This window comes from Streptococcus infantis SPAR10, from assembly GCF_000279535.1.
Classification (GTDB): Bacteria; Bacillota; Bacilli; order Lactobacillales; family Streptococcaceae; genus Streptococcus; species Streptococcus infantis_I.
On the sequence record NZ_ALCH01000004.1, the window covers coordinates 492,425 to 514,227 of the forward strand.

20 protein-coding genes are annotated in these 21,803 nt (G+C 38.8%); 17 read left to right on the plus strand and 3 right to left on the minus strand.

Annotation, left to right across the window (positions count from 1 at the left end):
* Positions 1-4: 4 nt before the first annotated feature.
* The 5 genes from alaS to SPAR10_RS0102025 all read left to right on the plus strand — a co-directional run bounded on the left by alaS (position 5) and on the right by SPAR10_RS0102025 (position 5,506).
* A complete protein-coding gene (alaS, locus tag SPAR10_RS07590) occupies positions 5-2,623 on the plus strand; it encodes an alanine--tRNA ligase (RefSeq protein ID WP_004252578.1) in 2,619 nt (872 codons plus the stop codon).
* Positions 2,624-2,815: 192 nt separating this feature from the next.
* Complete coding sequence (locus SPAR10_RS0102020; protein ID WP_025170559.1) at positions 2,816-3,859, plus strand: SPFH domain-containing protein; 1,044 nt, start codon at positions 2,816-2,818, stop codon at positions 3,857-3,859.
* Positions 3,860-4,124: 265 nt separating this feature from the next.
* Positions 4,125-4,412, plus strand: a complete 288-nt coding sequence (locus SPAR10_RS07595) for a hypothetical protein (protein ID WP_004252581.1) — start codon at positions 4,125-4,127, stop codon at positions 4,410-4,412.
* Positions 4,409-5,050, plus strand: a complete 642-nt coding sequence (locus SPAR10_RS07600) for a hypothetical protein (RefSeq protein ID WP_004252582.1) — start codon at positions 4,409-4,411, stop codon at positions 5,048-5,050. The genes SPAR10_RS07595 and SPAR10_RS07600 overlap by 4 nt, the downstream gene beginning before the upstream one ends.
* Positions 5,051-5,506, plus strand: coding sequence for a hypothetical protein (locus tag SPAR10_RS0102025; RefSeq protein ID WP_025170560.1), 456 nt, complete (start codon positions 5,051-5,053; stop codon positions 5,504-5,506).
* 83 nt (positions 5,507-5,589) lie between these two features.
* Here SPAR10_RS0102025 and gdhA read toward each other — a convergent pair whose 3' ends face one another.
* A complete protein-coding gene (gene gdhA, locus SPAR10_RS07605; RefSeq protein ID WP_004252585.1) occupies positions 5,590-6,936 on the minus strand; it encodes an NADP-specific glutamate dehydrogenase in 1,347 nt (448 codons plus the stop codon).
* Between the two features lie 227 nt (positions 6,937-7,163).
* Here gdhA and SPAR10_RS07610 point away from each other — a divergent pair, with 227 nt between their 5' ends.
* The 6 genes from SPAR10_RS07610 (at position 7,164) to SPAR10_RS07635 (ending at position 12,249) form a co-directional block, all read left to right on the plus strand.
* Positions 7,164-8,099 (plus strand): dihydroorotate oxidase, encoded by a 936-nt coding sequence (locus SPAR10_RS07610; RefSeq protein ID WP_004252587.1) that lies wholly within the window; start codon positions 7,164-7,166, stop codon positions 8,097-8,099.
* Positions 8,100-8,131: 32 nt separating this feature from the next.
* On the plus strand, positions 8,132-9,169 hold the full coding sequence (holA, locus tag SPAR10_RS07615) for a DNA polymerase III subunit delta (RefSeq protein ID WP_004252589.1): 1,038 nt from the start codon (positions 8,132-8,134) through the stop codon (positions 9,167-9,169).
* 68 nt (positions 9,170-9,237) lie between these two features.
* Positions 9,238-9,843, plus strand: a complete 606-nt coding sequence (gene sodA / locus SPAR10_RS07620) for a superoxide dismutase SodA (RefSeq protein ID WP_004252591.1) — start codon at positions 9,238-9,240, stop codon at positions 9,841-9,843.
* 156 nt (positions 9,844-9,999) lie between these two features.
* A complete protein-coding gene (locus SPAR10_RS07625; protein ID WP_004252592.1) occupies positions 10,000-10,908 on the plus strand; it encodes a LysR family transcriptional regulator in 909 nt (302 codons plus the stop codon).
* Positions 10,905-11,372 (plus strand): signal peptidase II, encoded by a 468-nt coding sequence (gene lspA, locus SPAR10_RS07630; RefSeq protein WP_004252594.1) that lies wholly within the window; start codon positions 10,905-10,907, stop codon positions 11,370-11,372. Before SPAR10_RS07625 ends, lspA begins: the two co-directional genes overlap by 4 nt.
* Entirely contained in the window at positions 11,356-12,249 is an 894-nt protein-coding gene (locus SPAR10_RS07635; protein ID WP_004252596.1) for an RluA family pseudouridine synthase, read from the plus strand. Before lspA ends, SPAR10_RS07635 begins: the two co-directional genes overlap by 17 nt.
* 24 nt (positions 12,250-12,273) lie before the next feature.
* Here the strand turns inward: SPAR10_RS07635 and ffh are convergent, their stop codons facing one another.
* Both ffh and SPAR10_RS07645 read right to left on the minus strand, forming a co-directional pair.
* Positions 12,274-13,839 carry a signal recognition particle protein gene (ffh, locus tag SPAR10_RS07640; RefSeq protein WP_004252598.1) on the minus strand — a complete coding sequence of 522 codons (1,566 nt, stop codon included), beginning with the start codon at positions 13,837-13,839 and terminating at the stop codon, positions 12,274-12,276.
* Positions 13,840-13,850: 11 nt separating this feature from the next.
* Complete coding sequence (locus SPAR10_RS07645) at positions 13,851-14,183, minus strand: putative DNA-binding protein (RefSeq protein ID WP_004252600.1); 333 nt, start codon at positions 14,181-14,183, stop codon at positions 13,851-13,853.
* A gap of 153 nt (positions 14,184-14,336) precedes the next feature.
* Here SPAR10_RS07645 and rnc point away from each other — a divergent pair, with 153 nt between their 5' ends.
* From rnc to SPAR10_RS07675, 6 genes are all read left to right on the plus strand, one after another.
* Positions 14,337-15,035, plus strand: coding sequence for a ribonuclease III (gene rnc / locus SPAR10_RS07650; RefSeq protein ID WP_004252602.1), 699 nt, complete (start codon positions 14,337-14,339; stop codon positions 15,033-15,035).
* Positions 15,026-18,562 (plus strand): chromosome segregation protein SMC, encoded by a 3,537-nt coding sequence (smc, locus tag SPAR10_RS07655; protein WP_004252604.1) that lies wholly within the window; start codon positions 15,026-15,028, stop codon positions 18,560-18,562. Before rnc ends, smc begins: the two co-directional genes overlap by 10 nt.
* Before the next feature lie 89 nt (positions 18,563-18,651).
* On the plus strand, positions 18,652-19,311 hold the full coding sequence (locus SPAR10_RS07660; RefSeq protein ID WP_004252606.1) for a trimeric intracellular cation channel family protein: 660 nt from the start codon (positions 18,652-18,654) through the stop codon (positions 19,309-19,311).
* A 179-nt stretch (positions 19,312-19,490) separates the two neighbouring features.
* Positions 19,491-20,069: an HD domain-containing protein gene (locus SPAR10_RS07665; RefSeq protein ID WP_004252608.1), complete on the plus strand. Its 579-nt coding sequence runs from the start codon at positions 19,491-19,493 to the stop codon at positions 20,067-20,069.
* Positions 20,070-20,190: 121 nt separating this feature from the next.
* Positions 20,191-20,982 carry a Cof-type HAD-IIB family hydrolase gene (locus SPAR10_RS07670; protein WP_004252609.1) on the plus strand — a complete coding sequence of 264 codons (792 nt, stop codon included), beginning with the start codon at positions 20,191-20,193 and terminating at the stop codon, positions 20,980-20,982.
* The gene (locus SPAR10_RS07675; protein WP_004252611.1) at positions 20,982-21,800 is read left to right on the plus strand and encodes a Cof-type HAD-IIB family hydrolase; all 819 of its coding nucleotides are present in this window, start codon (positions 20,982-20,984) and stop codon (positions 21,798-21,800) included. The genes SPAR10_RS07670 and SPAR10_RS07675 overlap by 1 nt, the downstream gene beginning before the upstream one ends.
* The last annotated feature ends 3 nt before the right edge of the window (positions 21,801-21,803 follow it).

The window sequence follows — 21,803 nt, forward strand, 5'->3', positions numbered from 1 at the left end:
ACAAATGAAACAATTATCTAGTGCACAAGTCCGCCAAATGTGGCTTGATTTCTGGGCCAGTAAAGGCCACTCTGTAGAACCATCAGTTAGCTTGGTTCCCGTCAACGACCCAACACTTTTGTGGATCAACTCAGGGGTTGCTACCCTTAAGAAATACTTTGATGGAACCATTATTCCTGAAAACCCACGGATTACCAATGCGCAAAAAGCCATCCGTACCAACGATATCGAAAACGTAGGGAAAACTGCGCGTCACCATACCATGTTTGAAATGTTGGGGAACTTCTCTATCGGTGATTACTTCCGTGACGAAGCCATTACTTGGGCTTATGAGCTTTTGACAAGCCCTGAATGGTTTGACTTCCCAGCTGAAAAACTTTACATGACTTACTACCCAGCTGATACGGATTCTTACAACCGCTGGATTGAAGTGGGAGTAGATCCAAGTCATTTGATCCCAATCGAAGACAACTTCTGGGAAATCGGTGCCGGACCTTCTGGACCAGATACAGAAATCTTCTTCGACCGTGGTGAAGCATTTGACCCAGAAAATATCGGTATTCGACTTCTCGCAGAAGATATCGAAAACGATCGTTATATCGAGATCTGGAACATCGTTTTGTCACAATTTAATGCAGATCCAGCTGTACCTCGTAGCGAATACAAGGAATTGCCACACAAGAACATTGATACGGGCGCTGGTTTGGAGCGTTTGGTAGCCGTTATCCAAGGCGCTAAGACCAACTTTGAAACAGACCTATTTATGCCTATTATCCGCGAAGTTGAGAAGTTATCTGGTAAGGTTTATGACCAAGATGGCGACAACATGAGCTTCAAGGTCATCGCTGACCACATCCGTTCTCTTTCATTTGCTATTGGCGATGGTGCTCTCCCTGGAAATGAAGGCCGTGGTTATGTCCTTCGTCGTTTGCTCCGTCGTGCCTCTATGCATGGTCAAAAATTGGGTATCAATGAGCCTTTCCTTTACAAACTCGTTCCAACTGTTGGTAAGATCATGGAAAGCTACTACCCAGAAGTGCTCGAAAAACGTGACTTTATCGAAAAAATTGTCAAGAGCGAGGAAGAGTCATTTGCCCGCACTCTTCACTCAGGTCAACACTTTGCAGAAACTATCGTAGCAGACTTGAAAGAAAAAGGCCAAACGGTTATCGCTGGTCAGGATGTCTTCAAATTGTACGATACTTATGGATTCCCAGTAGAGCTGACAGAAGAAATCGCTGAAGAAGCAGGAATGACTGTAGACCGTGAAGGCTTTGAAGCAGCCATGAAAGAGCAGCAAGAACGTGCGCGTGCATCTGCTGTCAAAGGCGGATCTATGGGGATGCAAAATGAAACCCTTCAAAACATTACAGTTGAGAGTGTCTTCAACTACAATGCTAGCCAATTGCCTTCTAAGTTGGTGGCTATCGTAGCGGACAATGCAGAAGTAGAAGCTGTAGCTGAAGGAACTGCCTCACTGATCTTTGCAGAAACACCATTCTATGCTGAAATGGGTGGACAGGTAGCTGACCATGGTCAAATCTTGGATGCGGCAGGTAATGTCATAGCGACTGTGACAGACGTTCAAAAAGCACCAAATGGACAAGCACTCCATACTGTTGAAGTTCTTGCACCACTTACTTTGAACAAAGAATACACCTTGGCAATTGATACGAATCGTCGTCACCGTGTCATGAAGAACCACACAGCTACTCACTTGCTCCATGCGGCTCTTCACAATATCCTTGGCCACCATGCAACTCAAGCAGGTTCACTCAACGAAGTAGAATTCCTTCGCTTTGACTTTACCCATTTCCAAGCCGTAACTCCAGAAGAATTGCGTGCTATTGAGCAACAAGTCAATGAGAAGATCTGGGAAGCCATCGCAGTGGAGACTGTTGAGACTGATATTGATACAGCTAAAGAAATGGGAGCGATGGCCCTCTTTGGTGAGAAATATGGTAAGGAAGTCCGTGTTGTAACGATTGGTGACTACTCAGTTGAACTCTGTGGTGGTACTCACGTAGGTAACACTTCTGAAATCGGTCTCTTCAAGATTGTCAAGGAAGAAGGGATCGGCTCAGGAACTCGTCGTATCTTGGCAGTGACTGGTAAAGAAGCCTTCGAAGCCTACCGTGAACAAGAAGATGCACTGAAAGCCGTCGCAGCAACCTTGAAAGCTCCTCAACTCAAAGAAGTACCTCACAAGGTTGAAGGACTTCAAGAACAACTCCGTCAATTGCAAAAAGAAAATGCTGAATTGAAGGAAAAAGCAGCAGCAGCAGTGGCAGGTGATGTTTTCAAGAATGTTCAAGAAGCAAACGGACACCGTTACATTGCTAGCCAAGTTTCTGTATCAGATGCAGGTGCCCTTCGTACCTTTGCAGATAACTGGAAGCAAAAAGACTACTCAGACGTCCTTGTTCTTGTCGCAGCAATCGGTGACAAAGTTAATGTCCTTGTAGCCAGCAAGACAAAAGATGTGCACGCAGGTAATGTCATCAAAGAATTGGCTCCAATCGTCGATGGACGTGGTGGTGGTAAACCAGATATGGCCATGGCAGGAGGAAGCAACCAAGCGAAAATCCAAGAATTGTTGGATGCAGTAGCAGGTAAGTTGTAATTAAAAATACCTATCCATTTGGATAGGTATTTTTACATATAAAGCTCATATTAAGTCTCAATTTGCTTGATATAACCTTTAATAATTTGAGTTGCCTTTTTAATAACGAGATTATATAATATAAATATAAGTATAAGTAAGAAAATAAGATTTGATTGATTATAATTTTTGGAAACTATAAAAGGAGAAACCATGGCTTTAAAAATGTTTGATGTTATTCGGTACGAAGGAGAAAATACCAGAAATATACTTGCTTGGAGACATCCTAAAACGGATATTAAATCTGGTTCAACATTAATTGTTAACCCTGGACAATGTGCAATATTATTTTCAAATGGGAAAGAATTAGCTAGATTTAATGCAGGAAAGCATAAGATTGAAATCTCTGATACACAGTTATTGGATGAATTTAAAACCTTTGTCAGTGGTGGTGTTTTACAGAATTCATCAAATCTATGGTTCGTAAATTTGTATGATTTACAACCCATTGGTTGGGGAACTCCTTCAGCTATTTTAGTACGAGATCCAGAGACTGATATTCCTGTCGAATTGAAATTACATGGAAATTTTGTTCCTCGAATTGTAAACTTGGAAGCATTTTTATTGGAATTTATGCCAAGTCAGCCTGATCTTATTACAGTAGATATTTTTCAAAAACGCTTTAGGCAAGCTACCATTGGACTAATTAGTTCAGCTATTTCAAAAGTTGTCTATAGTAATCAGATTGCTGTTATTGATATTGAAATGCACAGCAATGAAATTGGTTCTGAACTATCTAAGATTTTAGAGAATCAGTTCGATAAGTATGGTATTCGTATTGAAGAATTTAATATTGAATCTCTAAAAGTTAATCAAGGATGTCAGGGATATAAAGATATTTTCAAATTCCATAAACAAATTGTAGATGCTAAAATTAAGACTACAAGTCGAGATATCGAAGGATATAACTATCAGGAGGAGCGAAAATTTGATATTCTAGAAGAAGCAGCGAAAAATGAAAATTCTGATGGAAAACTAATGGGTGTAGGTATGGAAGTTGCTATGGGTCTTGGAATAGGAGCTAAACTTAACAACCTTGTAGGAAATATCGAAGGACTTAACCAAGCTAATAATAGTTCCGAACAGAATCAATTCGATTCAAGTAAAGAGGATGCTTTAGCTAAGTTCTGTAGTCAGTGTGGGGCTGAATTTTCTGAAGAAGCTAAGTTTTGTTCTAATTGCGGTCAACCTAGATAAAGTTTAAATTTTAAAATAAAATGTGGGATGAAATATACATATGTCTTAAAAATCTTTATAATATTTTGATTCTATCATGTTTCTAATCCCAATCATTAGCTTATTTTGGGAGTTCTGTTTCTTTCAGAGTTCCCATTTTTTATACTGATACATATGTATTCTTTGTTTGAACATTAAATTTATGAAATTGTATCAATGTAGAAGGAAAATTAGAAAAACTAGACAGTTAAACAGTTAGGAAATTTATTATAGGAGGATATTGTGAATGTATCAAGTATTTCGTTTATTAAGTATACTTTTTATGGGATTAACAAGTGCAACATTTTTTATTTCACTATTGATTGCAACTCTATTTCTAGGATATGGTAAGCCGATTTTCTCAATAGTGACACCTATTATTTTTTCTTTATCAGGTTTCTTTTTGTCTTCCTTTGCATTTTATAGCTTTGGTGTTTTAGAAAATATAAAAATTAAAGTCAAAGCTTTGGATGAGATATATAATGGGAAAGCTCTTTATAGAGAATATATAGCAACTAGAGGAGAAGATAGGTGAAACAGTATATTAAGAATAATTGGAAAGAAGTCTTTCATTGGTTAATTTCAAATATAGTAATACTCTGTTTTGTAGTTCTATCACTAGCTATCTTTGCTCTCGAAGATGAACCAACTAATGTTATTTTAAAAAATCTTGATTTTATACTCTTGGGGAAGGTTATCGGGATTCCTATTGTTATAAGTTTAGTGTTTTTAGCATTCCAAAATATTTCTTATGTCGTTATTGCCTTAATTATTTTATTCTTATTCCGAAAAACAATTAAAGATTCCTTTTCCTTGAAAAAGTTGAAACAAAAGAATCTACTTCAAATGCTTGTTTTAATTACTTTTTCATCACTTTTTGAACAAGTAAAATCCAGGGAATGGTCTATCCGATTTTTATTTCTTTTAATTCCTTGGTATTTGCTTAATTTGATTGTGATATTGATCCTAACTTACCGAGAATCAAAGAGAGAAGAGGAAATTAAGACACAAAAACAGATACAAGCATTATTCACCTTATTTGAAAAGCATAAGATTCATAAAAACACCTATCCTGTTATTTGTCCATCATGCAGTGGGGAGAATTTGCTTGACTTAGGTCAGGGTAAATCATGTGATTATTGTGGTGCATGGTTATCTAGAAAGGAAGTATAAATGAGACGCTATCGTTTAATGATATCAAAATTTGTTTATCCGCTAGTATCTTTCATTTGTATTGTTTCGGGATTGAAATTTTATCAGTCCATAGATAAGGAAATAAGATGGTTATTAGGAAAAAAAGAAGGATTACTTCACGATTTCTACTTTATGTGGCTTTTGATAGTTACAATTTTATTCATATTATTTTTCTTATTTATTGTCATATCATTTATTTTATTTTTAATACAACCAAGGATGAAACAATATAATAAAAGTTTGATGACAGTTCTTGAATTTGAAGAACTTGAAGAAGATGTTATAGAAACAAAGGGAAAAGTATTACAAGATCAATTATCTTATAGATTGTCAGCAAAACGGGCCTACTGTCCTAATTGTCATACATCAACAGATGGAGTAATTGGAACTAACTTAACTTGTGAAAACTGTGGTGAAACATTTATCGTTTCTTAATAAGAGTTTGATATACTTTATTTGAATATGATAAAAAGCAACAACTTAATAAGTTGTTGCTTTTTTGATAATGATCTTTATTTTTAAACAATACCTTGGGCAATCATAGCATTTGCTACGTTTTCAAAGGCTGCAATATTTGCACCTGCAAGGTAGTCAGTACCAAGACCGTATGTTTCTGCAGTTGTTTTAGCTGTGTTGAAGATGTTAGTCATAATATCTTTCAAGCGACCGTCAACTTCTTCACGTGTCCATGAAAGGCGAAGGCTGTTTTGGCTCATTTCAAGAGCAGATACAGCTACCCCACCAGCATTAGCAGCTTTGGCAGGTCCATAAAGGATTCCGTTTTCTTTGTAGACTTTGATAGCTTCAAGGTCGCTAGGCATGTTAGCACCTTCAGACACACAGATAACACCTTGAGCAACCAAGCGTTTCGCAGCTTCACCGTTGATCTCGTTTTGAGTCGCACATGGAAGAGCGATATCGTAGTTACCAGTGTAAGTCCATACAGAACCTTCATAATAAGTAGCAGTAGGTTTTTCTGCAGCGTACTCAGTTAAACGAGCACGACGGTTGTTTTTAACGTCTGACAAAAGGTCGAAGTCGATACCATTTTCATCAATGACATAACCATTTGAGTCAGATACAGAAATAACTGTAGCACCAAGTTCAGTTGCTTTTTGAAGCGCGTATTGAGCTACGTTACCAGAACCTGAAATCACCACTTTCTTACCAGCAAAGCTGTTTCCGTTAGCTTTAAGCATTTCTTCAGTGTAGTAAACCAAACCGTAACCAGTTGCTTCTGGACGAATCAGGCTACCACCAAATCCAAGAGGTTTACCAGTCAAGACACCAGCATCAAATTGGTTGAGGCGTTTGTATTGTCCGTAAAGGTAACCAATTTCACGTCCACCGACACCGATATCACCAGCAGGTACGTCAAGAGATGGTCCGATGTATTTTTGCAATTCAGTCATGAAGCTTTGGCAGAAGCGCATCACTTCAGCATCAGTTTTGCCTTTAGGATCGAAGTCGGATCCACCTTTACCTCCACCGATTGGAAGTCCAGTCAAAACGTTTTTAAAGATTTGTTCGAAGCCGAGGAATTTCAAGATCCCTTGGTTTACAGTTGGGTGGAAACGAAGTCCGCCTTTATATGGTCCAACAGCAGAGTTAAATTGAACACGGTAACCACGGTTAACTTGAACTTTTCCATCACGGTCAACCCAAGGAACACGGAAAGAAATTACGCGCTCAGGTTCAGTGATACGTGCCAAGATGTTTTCTTCAATATACTCAGGGTGTTTTTCAAAGACAGGTTCCAAAGTGCTGAAGAATTCTTCAACCGCCTGGAGAAATTCAGCCTCATGCCCGTTACGAGCTTTTACAGTTTCAAACACGCTTTGGATATATTCTTTAGCAGATGTCATATCGTTCTCCTTTTTTTGTTGTCATATTTTATTACATGAGACATTATAGCAGAAAAAATTTTCAGTGTAAAGAAAAAACATAAATTTTCTAAAAATTCTTTCAATTTGAATAAGCTAGTTTTATTAGTTGAATTAGAAACCTTTTTATAGGGTTAGTTTTATTAAAAGGCTCCTGCCAAAGTATGGTATAATAATAAAGAAATAATGGATTTTGGAGGAATAGAATCATGGTATCAACGAAAACACAGATTGCTGGTTTTGAGTTTGATAATTGCTTGATGAATGCGGCAGGTGTTGCTTGTATGACAATTGAGGAATTGGAAGGTGTCAAAAATTCAGCAGCAGGAACCTTTGTCACCAAGACTGCAACCTTGGAATTTCGTCAGGGAAATCCTGAACCACGCTATCAAGATGTTCCACTTGGTTCTATTAACTCTATGGGGCTCCCAAATAATGGTTTAGACTATTACTTGAACTACCTTTTGGAATTGCAAGAAAAGGAACCAAATCGTACCTTCTTTCTCTCTTTAGTTGGGATGTCTCCAGAGGAAACTCATACCATCTTGAGGAAGGTTCAAGAAAGTGATTTTCGTGGTTTAACCGAACTCAATCTCTCATGCCCAAATGTTCCAGGTAAGCCTCAGATTGCCTATGATTTTGAAACAACAGACCGTATCTTGTCAGAAGTCTTTGCCTACTTTACAAAACCTCTTGGAATTAAGCTTCCACCTTATTTTGATATTGTTCACTTTGACCAGGCAGCAGAAATTTTCAACAAATATCCACTCAAATTCGTCAACTGTGTCAACTCTATTGGAAATGGTCTTTATATAGAAGATGAGTCTGTCGTGATTCGTCCTAAGAACGGCTTTGGTGGAATTGGTGGAGAATACATTAAACCAACTGCTCTTGCCAATGTCCATGCCTTTTATCAACGCTTAAATCCTCAAATTCAAATCATCGGAACTGGTGGAGTATTAACGGGGCGTGATGCCTTTGAACATATCCTATGTGGTGCCAGCATGGTACAAGTAGGAACTACTCTTCATAAAGAAGGTGTAGGTGCTTTTGAACGTATTACAAAGGAACTCAAAGAAATTATGACGGAAAAAGGATACCAAAGCCTAGAGGATTTCCGTGGAAAATTGAATTATATGGATTAAAAAGAAACTAAATTAAAAAGAAAGGAGAATAAATGCTAGCCATAGAAGAAAGTCGAAAGCTATCCTTAGCGAACCTTCCTAGTTTGACCCTGTTTACAGGAACTGATCAAGGACAGTATGACGTCATGAAAGCACAAGTTCTAAAGCAAATCGGATATGATCCTGCAGATTTGAATTTTGCTTATTTTGACATGAAAGAAGTAGACTACAAAAGCTTGGAGCTAGAGTTGGTCAGTCTTCCTTTCTTTGCGGATGAAAAAATTGTTATTTTAGATCATTTTCTCGATATTACAACTGCTAAAAAACGCTATCTAACTGATGATGAGCTAAAGGCCTTTGAAGACTATCTGGAAAATCCTGTACCCTCAAGTAAATTAGTAATCTTTGCTGAAGGCAAGTTAGATAGCAAGAGACGTTTGGTCAAATTACTTAAGCGTGATGCGACAGTATTTGAGGCTCTTGAACCTAAAGAGCAAGAGTTGCGAGCCTATTTTCAAAAGTTGGCTCAGGAACAGGGACTTACTTTTGATGGAAATTCCTTTGAACAGTTGCTTATCAAATCTAGTTTTCAATTCAGTGAAATTCAGAAAAACCTGCTCTTCTTACTGTCTTATAAGGATAGTGGTTTGATAACAGAAGAAGATATTGTTGAAGCCATTCCAAAGACTTTACAGGATAATATTTTTGATTTGACCCAATTAATATTAACTAAGAAAATTGATCAGGCACGAGATTTAGTTAAAGATTTGACCTTACAGGGTGAAGATGAGATTAAACTGATTGCCATTATGCTGGGGCAGTTTAGACTCTATACACAGGTAAAAATATTGCAAGAGTCTGGTCAGACAGAATCACAGATGGTCAGCGGTTTGGGGCACTATCTTGGTCGCAATCCGAATCCCTATCAAATCAAATTTGCTCTTCGTGATACGCGAGGATTGTCCCTGAAATTCCTGCAGGATTCTATTCGTTATCTCATCCAGGCAGATTATCAAATTAAGACTGGTGTTTACGAAAAAGGGTACTTGTTTGAGAAAGCTTTATTGCAGATTGCGAGCCAGTCAAATTGAGCAAATAACTTGAAAAAAAGGTTGTTTGCGTTATCATTTTTATATAGAAAGAAAAAGAGGTATTACAAATGGCTATTATCTTACCAGATCTTCCATACGCTTACGATGCATTGGAACCATATATTGATGCTGAAACAATGCATTTACACCATGACAAACATCACCAAGCATATGTAAATAACGCAAATGCAGCTCTTGAAAAACACCCTGAAATCGGTGAAGACCTTGAAGCTTTGCTTGCAGATGTTGAATCTATCCCTGCAGATATTCGTCAAGCGCTTATCAATAATGGTGGTGGTCACTTGAACCATGCTCTTTTCTGGGAATTGATGACCCCTGAAAAAACAGCTCCTTCAGCAGAACTTGCAGCAGCAATCGATGAAGCTTTTGGTTCATTCGAAGAATTCCAAGCAGCATTTACTGCAGCAGCAACTACTCGTTTCGGTTCTGGATGGGCATGGTTGGTTGTTAACAAAGAAGGTAAACTTGAAGTGACTTCAACAGCAAACCAAGATACACCAATCTCAGAAGGTAAAAAACCAATCTTGGGCTTGGACGTTTGGGAACATGCCTACTACGTGAAATACCGCAACGTGCGTCCTGACTACATCAAAGCTTTCTTCTCAGTTATCAACTGGAACAAAGTAGACGAGCTTTACGCAGCAGCTAAATAATCGCATTTGATAACACCCCTTTTTAGTTGGATTTTGGGTCTAGCTTTAAAGGTGTTTTTTTGTTTCCTTTTTTAGAAGTAACTGTCTCATGATTTTCCTTTGTTGGATAGGCTTTATTTATGGTATAATGATAAGATAGAAATCGAAGGAGAAATCATGAATATTCAACAATTACGCTACGTTGTTGCTATTGCAAATAGTGGTACTTTTCGTGAAGCGGCTGAGAAAATGTACGTTAGCCAACCCAGTCTATCTATTTCTGTAAGAGACTTGGAAAAAGAGCTAGGTTTCAAGATTTTCCGTAGAACTAGTTCGGGTACATTTCTTACTCGTCGTGGAATGGAATTTTATGAAAAGGCCCAAGAGTTGGTTAAAGGATTTGATATTTTCCAGAACCAGTATGCCAATCCTGAAGAGGAAAAGGATGAGTTTTCAATAGCCAGCCAGCACTATGATTTCTTGCCACCGACTATCACAACTTTTTCTCAACGGTATCCAGACTATAAAAATTTCCGTATTTTTGAATCTACAACTGTTCAGATTTTGGATGAAGTAGCCCAAGGTCATAGTGAGATTGGGATTATTTACCTTAACAATCAAAACCAAAAGGGTATCATGCAACGGGTTGAAAAGTTAGGCCTTGAAGTGATTGAGTTGATTCCTTTCCAGACGCATATCTATCTTCGTGAAGGACACCCCTTAGCCAAGAAAAAAGAGTTGGTTATGGAGGATTTGGCAGATTTACCAACAGTTCGATTCACGCAAGAAAAGGATGAATATCTCTATTACTCAGAAAACTTTGTGGATACAAGTGCCAGCTCTCAGATGTTTAACGTAACAGATCGCGCTACTTTAAATGGAATTCTTGAAAGAACAAATGCTTATGCGACTGGTTCTGGATTCTTAGATAGCGATAGCGTTAACGGGATCACCGTTATTCCACTAAATGATAATCTCAATAATCGTATGGTTTATGTGAAACGTGAGGAAGTAGACTTGAGTCAAGCAGGGACTTTATTTGTAGAGGTTATGCAAGAGTATTTTGATCAGAAGAGGAAAGCATGAAAAAAAGAGGAATAGTAGCAGGGATTATAGTAGCCTTGATTGTATTAGATCAATTGGTAAAGGCTTATGTCGTTCAGAATATTGCTCTGGGTGAAATCAAATCATGGATCCCAAATCTAGTTAGTTTAACCTATCTGCAAAATAGGGGGGCAGCTTTTTCTATGCTTCAAGATCAACAGTGGTTTTTTGCGGTGATTACTCTAGTAATTATGGCAGGGGCTATCTGGTATTTGCACAAGCATATAGAAGATTCTGTCTGGACAGTCTTTGGATTGGTTCTGATTATTGCAGGTGGTCTGGGTAACTTTATCGATCGTATTAGTCAAGGATTTGTCGTGGATATGTTCCACTTGGACTTTGTCAATTTTGCGATTTTCAATGTGGCTGATAGTTATCTGACAGTAGGGGTCGTTGTGTTATTGATTGCAATGCTTAAAGAGGAAGTAAATGGAAATAAAAATTGAAAGAGGCGGGCTCCGCTTAGACAAGGCCCTGTCGGACCTGACAGAATTGTCACGCAGTCTCGCTAATGAACAAATCAAGTCTGGTCAAGTCTTGGTCAACGGCCAGGTTAAGAAAGCCAAGTATACGGTCCAAGAAGGAGATATGATCACCTATCAAATTCCCGAACCAGAGGTTTTGGAGTATGTAGCTGAAGATATTCCTTTGGAAATCATTTATCAAGATGAGGATGTAGCAGTAGTCAACAAGCCTCAAGGCATGGTTGTTCATCCAAGTGCTGGACATACCAGTGGTACCTTGGTGAATGCTCTTATGTATCATATCAAAGACTTATCAGGAATCAATGGTGTGCTGCGTCCAGGAATTGTCCATCGTATCGATAAGGACACATCTGGGCTTCTCATGATTGCTAAAAATGATGAAGCTCACATGGCCCTTGCTCAAGAATTGAAAGACAAGAAATCTCTTCGAAAATATTGGGCTATTGTTCATGGTAATCTTCCAAATGACCGTGGAGTCATTGAGGCGCCGATTGGTCGTAGCGAAAAAGATCGCAAGAAACAAGCTGTGACTGCTAAAGGAAAACCAGCAGTGACACGTTTCCAAGTTTTAGAACGCTTTGGTGACTATTCTTTATTAGAGTTGCAACTGGAAACAGGGCGAACTCATCAAATACGTGTGCACATGGCTTATATCGGACATCCTGTCGCTGGTGATGAGGTTTATGGTCCTCGTAAAACCCTAAAGGGACATGGGCAATTTCTCCATGCCAAGACGCTAGGATTTACCCATCCAAGAACTGGTGAAGCGCTGGAATTTACTTCAAATATTCCAACTATCTTTAAAGAGACTTTAGAGAAACTTAGAAATGAACAATAAAAAAGGACTCAAACGAGTCCTTTTTTATTTGCGTTTTTTCTTAGCTTTTTTCATTTTGTTGGCCATGCGTTTCATGGATTGCTTCATAGCAAATTCACCGATTTTACCCTTGAGACCTCCACCAAGCATCTGGCTCATATCAGGCATTCCGGCTCCTCCAAGAGCAGACATATCCGGCATACCACCTTGTCCCATCATTCCTTCAAGAGCTGACATATCCATGCCACCAGGCATATTTTTAGGAAGGTTGTTAGGGTTGATGCCCATTTGCTTCATCATCTTGTTCATGTCACCAGACATGACACCTTGCATGAGTTGTTTAGCTTGGTTAAAGTCTTTGATGAACTTGTTGACATCGATAAAGGTATTACCAGAACCAGCTGCAATACGACGACGACGACTTGGAGTGAGCAAATCTGGATTTTCACGTTCTTCAGGAGTCATAGATGAGACGATGGCACGTTTGCGAGCAATTTGTTTTTCATCCACCTTCATATTTTGAAGGGCAGGATTGTTGGCCATACCAGGAATCATCTTGAGCAAATCTTCCATCGGCCCCATATTTTGCACCTGATCCAACTGATCGATGAAATCGTTGAAATCAAAGGTGTTTTCCCTCATCTTTTCAGCCATTTCAAGGGCTTTTTGCTCATCGTATTCTTGGGAAGCTTTCTCAATCAGAGTCAGCATATCTCCCATACCGAGAATACGGCTGGCCATACGGTCAGGGTGGAAGGTTTCAATATCAGTAATCTTTTCACCAGTACCAGTGAATTTGATTGGTTTTCCAGTGATATGACGAACGGAAAGGGCCGCACCACCACGAGTGTCCCCGTCAATCTTGGTAAGGATGACACCAGTAACTTCTAATTGATCGTTAAATTCTCGCGCAACGTTTGCAGCTTCTTGACCAATCATGGCATCGATGACAAGAAGAATTTCATTTGGTTGAGCTAGAGCTTTGACATCACGGAGCTCATTCATGAGAAGTTCGTCGATTTGTAAACGACCAGCCGTATCAATCAAGACATAGTCGTTATGGTTGGCTTTAGCTTGCTCCAAACCTTGGCGGACAATCTCCACTGCAGGAACTTCAGTTCCAAGAGCAAAGACAGGAACATCAATTTGTTGTCCTAGTGTTTTAAGCTGGTCAATAGCTGCAGGACGATAGATGTCGGCCGCGATCATCAGAGGACGAGCATCCTCTTCTTTTTTGAGTTTGTTAGCAAGTTTTCCGGCGAAGGTTGTTTTACCAGCCCCTTGCAAACCGACCATCATGATGATTGTAGGAATCTTAGGAGACTTGATAATCTCAGCAGTATCTGAACCAAGAACTGCTGTCAATTCTTCATTGACAATCTTGATGATTTGTTGAGCTGGATTGAGGGTGTCAATGACTTCATGCCCAATGGCACGTTCACGAACTTTCTTGATAAAGTCCTTAACCACTGGCAAAGCAACGTCGGCTTCTAAAAGAGCCAGACGAATTTCCTTTGTTGCTTCTTGGATATCGCTCTCGGTAATTTTTCCTTTTTTACGTAGATTTTTAAAGACGTTCTGCAAACGTTCTGTTAAATTTTCAAATGCCATATTTATTCCTCTTATTCTCTATTGTCAATACTTGTTAAAATCTCAACTTGCTCTTGGAGAAAAGCATCTTCTGGATAACGCTCAATGATCTGATCAAAAATCTGACTGCGGACAATGTAGTCAGAGTACATATGAAGCTTCATCTCATAGTCTTCCAGAATCTTTTCAGTACGTTTGATATTATCATAAACGGCCTGGCGACTGACACCGAATTCTTCAGCGATTTCAGCTAAACTATAGTCGTCTGCATAGTAGAGCTCGATATAGTTCATCTGCTTATCAGTCAAAAGGGCTGCATAAAATTCAAACAGAGCATTCATTCGATTGGTTTTTTCAATTTCCATAAGATTTATTATACCAAAAAATAGCCTGAACTGCTAGTAATGGATTGATTTTAAACACAAGTCAGAAAAAGGACTTTTAACTGTTATTTTCTGACTAAGAAAGCTTTTTTTGGTATAATGGAGTGTATTATAATGTTTTAGAAAGAGGTTCTTATGAAAGAATTAGAAACCGTGTTAGAGCAACGTTTTGGGCTTGTTTTTTCAGATAAACAGTTACTTGAAACAGCTTTTACTCATACTAGTTATGCCAATGAGCACCGCCTCTTAAAAATTTCACACAATGAACGCTTGGAATTTTTAGGAGACGCTGTTCTGCAATTATTGATTTCAGAATATCTGTACCAAAAATATCCTAAAAAACCAGAAGGTGACCTGTCTAAACTCCGTGCCATGATTGTACGTGAAGAGAGTTTGGCTGGTTTTGCCCGTGACTGCCAGTTTGACCAGTTTATCAAGCTAGGAAAGGGAGAGGAAAAATCTGGAGGCCGTAATCGAGATACCATCTTGGGAGATGCTTTCGAAGCCTTTTTGGGTGCCCTACTTTTAGATAAGGATCTACTTACGGTAAAAGAGTTTATCTACCAGGTCATGATACCGAAGGTTGAGGCTGGTGATTTTGAGATGATTAAAGACTACAAGACTCATCTCCAAGAATTACTCCAAGTCAATGGTGATGTTGATATTCGTTATCAGGTCATTTCAGAAATCGGACCTGCCCATGATAAGATGTTCGAGGTTGAAGTCCTTGTAGAGGGTCAAAGTTTAGGTAGGGGTCAAGGACGATCTAAAAAATTGGCCGAACAAGAAGCCGCTAAAAATGCAGTTGAGGAAGGACTGGATTCATGTATTTAAAAGAAATTGAGATTCAGGGGTTTAAGTCCTTTGCTGATAAGACCAAGGTTGTTTTTGACCAGGGAGTTACAGCAGTTGTAGGACCTAATGGTTCTGGAAAATCTAACATCACAGAAAGTTTACGCTGGGCTCTTGGGGAATCAAGTGTCAAAAGTCTTCGTGGTGGCAAGATGCCTGATGTTATCTTTGCAGGAACAGAAAGTAGAAAGCCATTAAACTATGCTTCTGTAGTCGTTACTCTAGATAATCAGGACGGTTTCATCAAGGATGCAGGACAGGAAATCAAGGTGGAGCGTCATATCTATCGTACTGGGGATAGTGAATACAAGATTGATGGGAAAAAAGTCCGTCTTCGTGATATTCATGATCTTTTCTTAGATACCGGACTTGGGCGCGACTCCTTCTCCATTATTTCCCAAGGGAAGGTCGAAGAAATCTTTAACTCTAAACCTGAGGAACGCCGTGCTATCTTTGAAGCAGCTGGAGTTTTAAAATATAAAACTCGTCGTAAAGAGACGGAAAGTAAACTGCAACAAACTCAAGACAATTTAGACCGCTTGGAAGATATCATCTATGAGTTAGACAATCAAATCAAGCCCTTAGAAAAGCAAGCAGCAACAGCTCGTAAATTCATGGACTTGGACGGTCAGCGTAAAGCCATTTACTTAGATGTTTTGGTTGCACAAATTCAAGCCAATAAGGCAGAATTGGATCTAACAGAAGAAGAATTAAACCAAGTCCAAGAACTGTTGACTAGTTATTATCAAAAGCGCGAGTCACTAGAACTTGAAAATCAATCTCTCAAGAAGCAGAGACAAGATTTACAAGCAGAGATGGCTAAAGATCAAACTAGTTTGATGGATTTGACTGCTCTAATCAGTGATTTGGAACGGAAATTGGCCTTGTCTAAACTAGAGACAGAGCAGGTTGCTCTCAATCAACAAGAGGCTCAAGCTCGTTTAGCTAGTTTGGATGAAAAGAGAAATGCTCTTATTCAAGAGAAGGAAGAAAAAGAAGCAAATCTCAGTCAGTTAGAAGCAAATCTAGCAGTCAATACCAAGGAGCTCAATTGTTTAGAAGCTGAGTTAGCAGCATTTTCTGATGATCCAGATCAGATGATTGAGCAACTGCGTGAGCGCTTTGTTGCTTTCTTGCAGGAAGAAGCGGATGTCTCTAACCAGTTGACACGGATTGAAAATGATCTTGAAAATAGTCGCCAACAGACTCAAAAGCAAGAAGAACAATTGAAGTCCTTGAAGGAACAATTAGCTTCTGCCAAGTCAAAGGCCACAGAGCAAGAGACTGCCCTAAAATCAGCAAAAGAAAAAGTACAGACCTTGCTTGCCGACTATCAGACGAATGCTAAACAGGAAGAAGAACAAAAACAGGCTTATCAAAGTCAGCAAAATCAACTTTTTGACCGCCTAGATAGTTTGAAAAACAAACAGGCCAAGGCGCAAAGTCTGGAAAACATTCTTAAAAATCATAGTAATTTCTATGTGGGTGTTAAGAGTGTTCTACAAGAAAAAAATCGCCTGGGCGGTATTGTCGGAGCGGTCAGTGAACATTTAACCTTTGATGTTCGTTATCAGACAGCACTTGAAATTGCTCTTGGTGCAAGTAGCCAACATATCATCGTTGAAGATGAACAGGCAGCGACTAAAGCTATTGATTTCCTTAAGCGAAACCGAGCTGGTCGCGCTACCTTCCTACCTTTGACAACCATCAAGGCTCGTAGCATTTCTAGTCAGAACCAAGATGTGATTGCTGCAAGTCCAGGTTTTCTTGGAATGGCTGATGAATTGGTTACCTTTGATGCCAAGCATGAAGCTATTTTTAAAAACTTGCTAGCTACAACAGCAATCTTTGATACAGTTGAGCATGCGCGTGATGCAGCTCGTAAAGTACGTTATCAGGTTCGAATGGTAACGCTAGATGGTACAGAATTGCGAACAGGTGGTTCTTATGCTGGTGGTGCCAATCGTCAAAATAACAGTATTTTCATCAAGCCTGAATTAGAACAGTTGCAAAAAGAGATTGCTCAAGAAGAAAAGCTTCTTCGTCAAGAGGAAGAAAATCTGAAGTCAGTTCAAGTAGCTTTGAATGAACTTAGTCAAACTTTGGAAACTATTAAATCCCAAGGAGAGCAAGCTCGAATAGAGGAGCAGGGCTTATATCTGGCTTATCAACAAACTTGCCAACAAGTCGAAGAACTAGAAACACTTTTAGAACTTCAGGAAAAAGAATTAAACAATCTCAGAGGTGGAGATTGGCAAACTGAAAAAGAAAAATGCCAAGAACGTCTTGCAGTTATTTCAACTGAAAAGCAAAAGCTGGAGTCTGAGATTGAAGAAATCAAGTCCAATAAAAATGCGATTCAGGAACGTTACCAAAACTTACAGGATAAACTTTCCCAAGAACGTCTGCTCAAAACAGAAATGATAGGGCGAAAACGTTATGAAGTTACGGATATTGAACGTATCAACAAAGAGCTTGAATACCTTGATATGGAGCAAGATGAAATCGAACGCCTTCTCCAAGAAAAGGTAGACAATCTTGAAAAGGTTGATACAGAACTTTTGACCAAGCAGGAAGCAGAAGCCAAGAGTCAGAAAGAAGAAATTCAACAAGGGCTTATTCGTAAGCAGTTTGAGCTGGATGATATTGAAGGTCAATTGGATGATATTGCTAGTCATTTAGAACAAGCTCGTCAGCAAAATGAAGAATGGATTCGTAAGCAAACACGAGCGGAAGCGACCAAAGAGAAGATTACGGACCGCCTTCGCTATCTTCAAGGTCAACTGACTGAAGAATACCAGATTAGTTATACGGAAGCTTTAGAACAAGCCAATTCCTTAGAAGATTTGGCTATCGCTGAACAAGAGGTCAAGGATTTAGAAAAATCCATCCGTTCACTTGGTCCAGTCAATTTGGATGCCATTGAACAGTTTGACGAAGTTCACGAACGTTTGGAATTCTTAAATAGTCAGCGTGATGACATTCTTTCTGCCAAAAATCTTCTTCTTGAAACCATTACAGAAATGAATGATGAAGTGAAGGAACGATTTAAATCAACCTTTGAAGCTATTCGTGAATCCTTCAAAGTGACCTTCAAGCAGATGTTTGGTGGTGGTCAAGCGGACCTAATCCTGACCGAGGGAGATTTATTGACAGCAGGTGTTGAAATCTCTGTTCAACCGCCTGGTAAGAAAATCCAATCTCTCAACCTCATGAGTGGTGGAGAGAAGGCCTTGTCAGCTCTTGCTTTGCTCTTCTCAATCATTCGTGTCAAGACCATTCCATTTGTTATTTTGGATGAAGTAGAGGCTGCACTCGATGAAGCTAACGTTAAACGCTTTGGGGATTATCTTAACCGATTTGACAAGGATAGCCAGTTTATCGTTGTTACCCACCGTAAGGGAACCATGGCAGCCGCAGACTCTATTTATGGAGTAACTATGCAAGAATCTGGTGTTTCTAAGATTGTCTCTGTTAAACTAAAAGATTTAGAAAATATGGATGCTTAGTTTGTTTTCAATATAACATTTCAAGCTAGAGCATGTAGAATGACCTTCAAGAAGTCGGAAAGGTTACAAAAATAAATTGAGGAGCTTACATGGATTTTGACCTATTCCTAATGATTTGTAATTATATTGGGACTATAGCCTTTGCGGCGTCAGGAGCCATCAAAGGATTTGGTAAACGTTTAGATATTTTTGGAATTAGTTTATTGGCAATTGTAACGGCAGTAGGTGGAGGTATTTTAAGAGATTCTATTATCAGTCGTTTTCCCTCCGCTCTCGCAGATCCTGGACCGATTTATGTCTCTATTCTAGTAGCTGTTATTATGTATGCCTTTGTGACTTCAAAACAAGCCAATGCTAGTCAAGAAAAAAAATTCTATAAGTGGCTGAGAGAAGCTTATCTTATCTTTGATTCGGTTGGCTTAATCATCTTTTCCTTGATTGGGGCTACAGCCTTAGCTGATAGTAAATTGAACTTGATGTCTGCAGGGATTTTGGCCTGTTTAACAGGTGCTGGCGGAGGTATCATCCGAGATCTCTTGATTAATGAAGTCCCAAGTGTTCTAAAAGAGGACATCTATGCCCTTCTATCTTTTGTAATTGGCGTTATTTATTACTGGTTGGCCTTTGTCCTTCACTTTCCAAGAATCACTGCTTTTATCATTCTCTCAATTGTCGGTTTTGTGATTCGACTCTGTATTATTAAGTTTAAGCTCTCTTTGCCAAATATGGATAAAAAGACTTGGAATTGATTGATGGTAGGAAAGCACGATCACTCGATTGATAAATATTTTATGAATTACAAGTTTAATCAAGCGTCTAATCTCATATGGATTAGGCGCTATTTTATTTTTGAAAATACGGGAAATATTTGATGAAATTAATATTTTTTGGTATTATATCTAAAATTTTAAATAAGATAGGAGCTACAATGAGTAATTTAAAGAATTCAGTTGATTTTATTAAAGAAATAGAGAAGTTAAAGTCAGTAACAAGATTTAATAGAACCCTTGATGGAAGATTTGAAAATAGTGCCGAGCAATCTTGGCAAGGTGCTATAGCTGCTATAGTTCTTCAAGATTATTATCCTGAAAAGTTAAAAATGGAAAAAGTTATTTCTATGTTATTGATTCATGATTTAGGTGAGATTTATGCCGGAGATACTTGGGTTTTTGATGATAAAAAAAAGGTTCATTCTCATGATAGAGAGTTAGAATCTATAGAAAAAACAATGAGCCTCCTTCCAGAAGAGAAATATTTGAATATGAAAAATTTGTGGTTGGAATTTGAAAAAGGACAGAGTGCTGAAGCAAGATATGCAAGAGTAATCGATGCATTGGTACCACTGATAAATCACTTAGAAGTGTCAGAATTAAATTATAACCCTGATAATATCACTGCAGACATGGTATTAGAAAAGAAAAAGTTCATAAAAAGTGAATCAGAAGAATTATGGAAACTGACGGAAGATTTGATTCAGGAAAGTGTGGAAAGGGGCTTATATTTATAATAACAATTGGCCCTACGGATAGATTTATAGAATACAAGGACGTGTCAATTCAGCACGTCTTTTTTTACTTTTTCTATGGTATAATAGAAGATAGATTTATAACTGGAGAATAGATGGATTTATGATTAAACTAGTCGCAACTGATATGGACGGGACTTTTCTGGATGAAGCTGGCCAATTTGATATGGAACGTTTAAAAAAGCTTCTCCATTCTTATAAAGAAAAAGGGATTTACTTTGCTGTAGCTTCTGGCCGCGGTCTTTTGTCGCTTGAAAAGCATTTTTCGGATGTCAAAGATGAGATTATTTTCATTGCTGAAAATGGGAGTCTGGTTCGTTTTCATGGACAAGACCTCTATGAAGCGACCATGCCACGCGATTTTTACTTATCAACATTTGAAAAGCTAAAGACTTCACCCTATTTCGATGAGAAGAAGATGCTCTTGACTGGTAAGAAAGCTTGCTATGTTTTAGATACTGTAGATGAAACATATCTCATGTTTAGTCATCATTACAATGAAAACATCCAAAAAGTAGCCAGTCTAGAAGATATCACCGATGAAATTTTCAAATTCACAACCAACTTTACAGAAGAGACAGTAGAAGCTGGCGAAGCTTGGGTCAATGAACATGTTCCTGGTGTTAAGGCAATGACGACAGGTTTTGAATCCATTGATATTGTTCTTGATTATGTGGACAAGGGAGTTGCGATTGTCGAATTAGCTAAGAAGTTAAATCTGAATATGGATCAAGTGATGGCCTTCGGTGACAATCTCAATGACCTTCACATGATGCAAGTTGTAGGGCACCCAGTCGCACCTGAAAATGCTCGCCCAGAGATTTTGGAACTAGCCGAAACAGTTATCGGTCACCATAAGGACCAATCAGTTATCGCTTATATGGAGGGATTATAATGGCAGATATTAAATTAATTGCCCTAGACTTGGATGGAACCTTGCTGACGACAGACAAGAAATTGACTGATCGTACCAAGGCAACTTTAAAGGCTGCGCGTGAACAAGGGGTCAAGGTAGTCCTAACAACTGGACGTCCTCTCAAGGCTATGGATTTCTTCCTTAAAGAGCTTGGAACAGACGGCCATGATGACGAATATACTATCACTTTCAACGGTGGATTAGTTCAGAAAAATACAGGTGAGATTCTTGATAAGACAGTCTTTTCAATTGATGATGTGACACGTATTTATGAAGAAACTGAAAAACTAGGAATCCCCTTAGATGCAATATCAGAAGGAACAGTTTACCAGATTCAGTCTGACCAAGAAAGTTTATATGCTCAGTTTAACCCGGCTCTAACTTTTGTTCCAACTGCTTTTGAAGATTTGTCTAGTCAGGTAACATACAATAAATGTGTGACTGCCTTTCCTCAGGAACCTTTGGATGCGGCTATTCAGAAGATTTCACCAGAATTATACGACCAGTATGAGATTTTTAAATCACGTGAACTCTTGCTAGAATGGTCACCAAAGAATGTTCATAAGGCGACAGGATTATCTAAACTAATTGAACACCTGGGAATTGACCGAAGTCAGGTTATGGCCTGCGGAGATGAGGCTAATGACCTTTCCATGATTGAGTGGGCCGGTCTCGGTGTCGCTATGCAAAATGCTGTTCCAGCAGTTAAGGCTGTAGCAAATGTGGTAACACCAATGACTAATGACGAAGAAGCTGTCGCCTGGGCAATTGAAAAATATGTACTGAAGGAGAACTAAAGA

What these genes read in the sequence shown, in the direction of transcription:
- alaS (WP_004252578.1), top strand. Translation starts at nt 5, where the DNA reads ATGAAACAATTATCTAGTGCACAAGTCCGCCAAATGTGGCTTGATTTC.
- SPAR10_RS0102020 (WP_025170559.1), top strand. Translation starts at nt 2,816, where the DNA reads ATGGCTTTAAAAATGTTTGATGTTATTCGGTACGAAGGAGAAAATACC.
- SPAR10_RS07595 (WP_004252581.1), top strand. Translation starts at nt 4,125, where the DNA reads ATGTATCAAGTATTTCGTTTATTAAGTATACTTTTTATGGGATTAACA.
- SPAR10_RS0102025 (WP_025170560.1), top strand. Translation starts at nt 5,051, where the DNA reads ATGAGACGCTATCGTTTAATGATATCAAAATTTGTTTATCCGCTAGTA.
- gdhA (WP_004252585.1), bottom strand. Translation starts at nt 6,936, where the DNA reads ATGACATCTGCTAAAGAATATATCCAAAGCGTGTTTGAAACTGTAAAA.
- SPAR10_RS07610 (WP_004252587.1), top strand. Translation starts at nt 7,164, where the DNA reads ATGGTATCAACGAAAACACAGATTGCTGGTTTTGAGTTTGATAATTGC.
- holA (WP_004252589.1), top strand. Translation starts at nt 8,132, where the DNA reads ATGCTAGCCATAGAAGAAAGTCGAAAGCTATCCTTAGCGAACCTTCCT.
- sodA (WP_004252591.1), top strand. Translation starts at nt 9,238, where the DNA reads ATGGCTATTATCTTACCAGATCTTCCATACGCTTACGATGCATTGGAA.
- SPAR10_RS07625 (WP_004252592.1), top strand. Translation starts at nt 10,000, where the DNA reads ATGAATATTCAACAATTACGCTACGTTGTTGCTATTGCAAATAGTGGT.
- lspA (WP_004252594.1), top strand. Translation starts at nt 10,905, where the DNA reads ATGAAAAAAAGAGGAATAGTAGCAGGGATTATAGTAGCCTTGATTGTA.
- SPAR10_RS07635 (WP_004252596.1), top strand. Translation starts at nt 11,356, where the DNA reads ATGGAAATAAAAATTGAAAGAGGCGGGCTCCGCTTAGACAAGGCCCTG.
- ffh (WP_004252598.1), bottom strand. Translation starts at nt 13,839, where the DNA reads ATGGCATTTGAAAATTTAACAGAACGTTTGCAGAACGTCTTTAAAAAT.
- SPAR10_RS07645 (WP_004252600.1), bottom strand. Translation starts at nt 14,183, where the DNA reads ATGGAAATTGAAAAAACCAATCGAATGAATGCTCTGTTTGAATTTTAT.
- rnc (WP_004252602.1), top strand. Translation starts at nt 14,337, where the DNA reads ATGAAAGAATTAGAAACCGTGTTAGAGCAACGTTTTGGGCTTGTTTTT.
- smc (WP_004252604.1), top strand. Translation starts at nt 15,026, where the DNA reads ATGTATTTAAAAGAAATTGAGATTCAGGGGTTTAAGTCCTTTGCTGAT.
- SPAR10_RS07660 (WP_004252606.1), top strand. Translation starts at nt 18,652, where the DNA reads ATGGATTTTGACCTATTCCTAATGATTTGTAATTATATTGGGACTATA.
- SPAR10_RS07665 (WP_004252608.1), top strand. Translation starts at nt 19,491, where the DNA reads ATGAGTAATTTAAAGAATTCAGTTGATTTTATTAAAGAAATAGAGAAG.
- SPAR10_RS07670 (WP_004252609.1), top strand. Translation starts at nt 20,191, where the DNA reads ATGATTAAACTAGTCGCAACTGATATGGACGGGACTTTTCTGGATGAA.
- SPAR10_RS07675 (WP_004252611.1), top strand. Translation starts at nt 20,982, where the DNA reads ATGGCAGATATTAAATTAATTGCCCTAGACTTGGATGGAACCTTGCTG.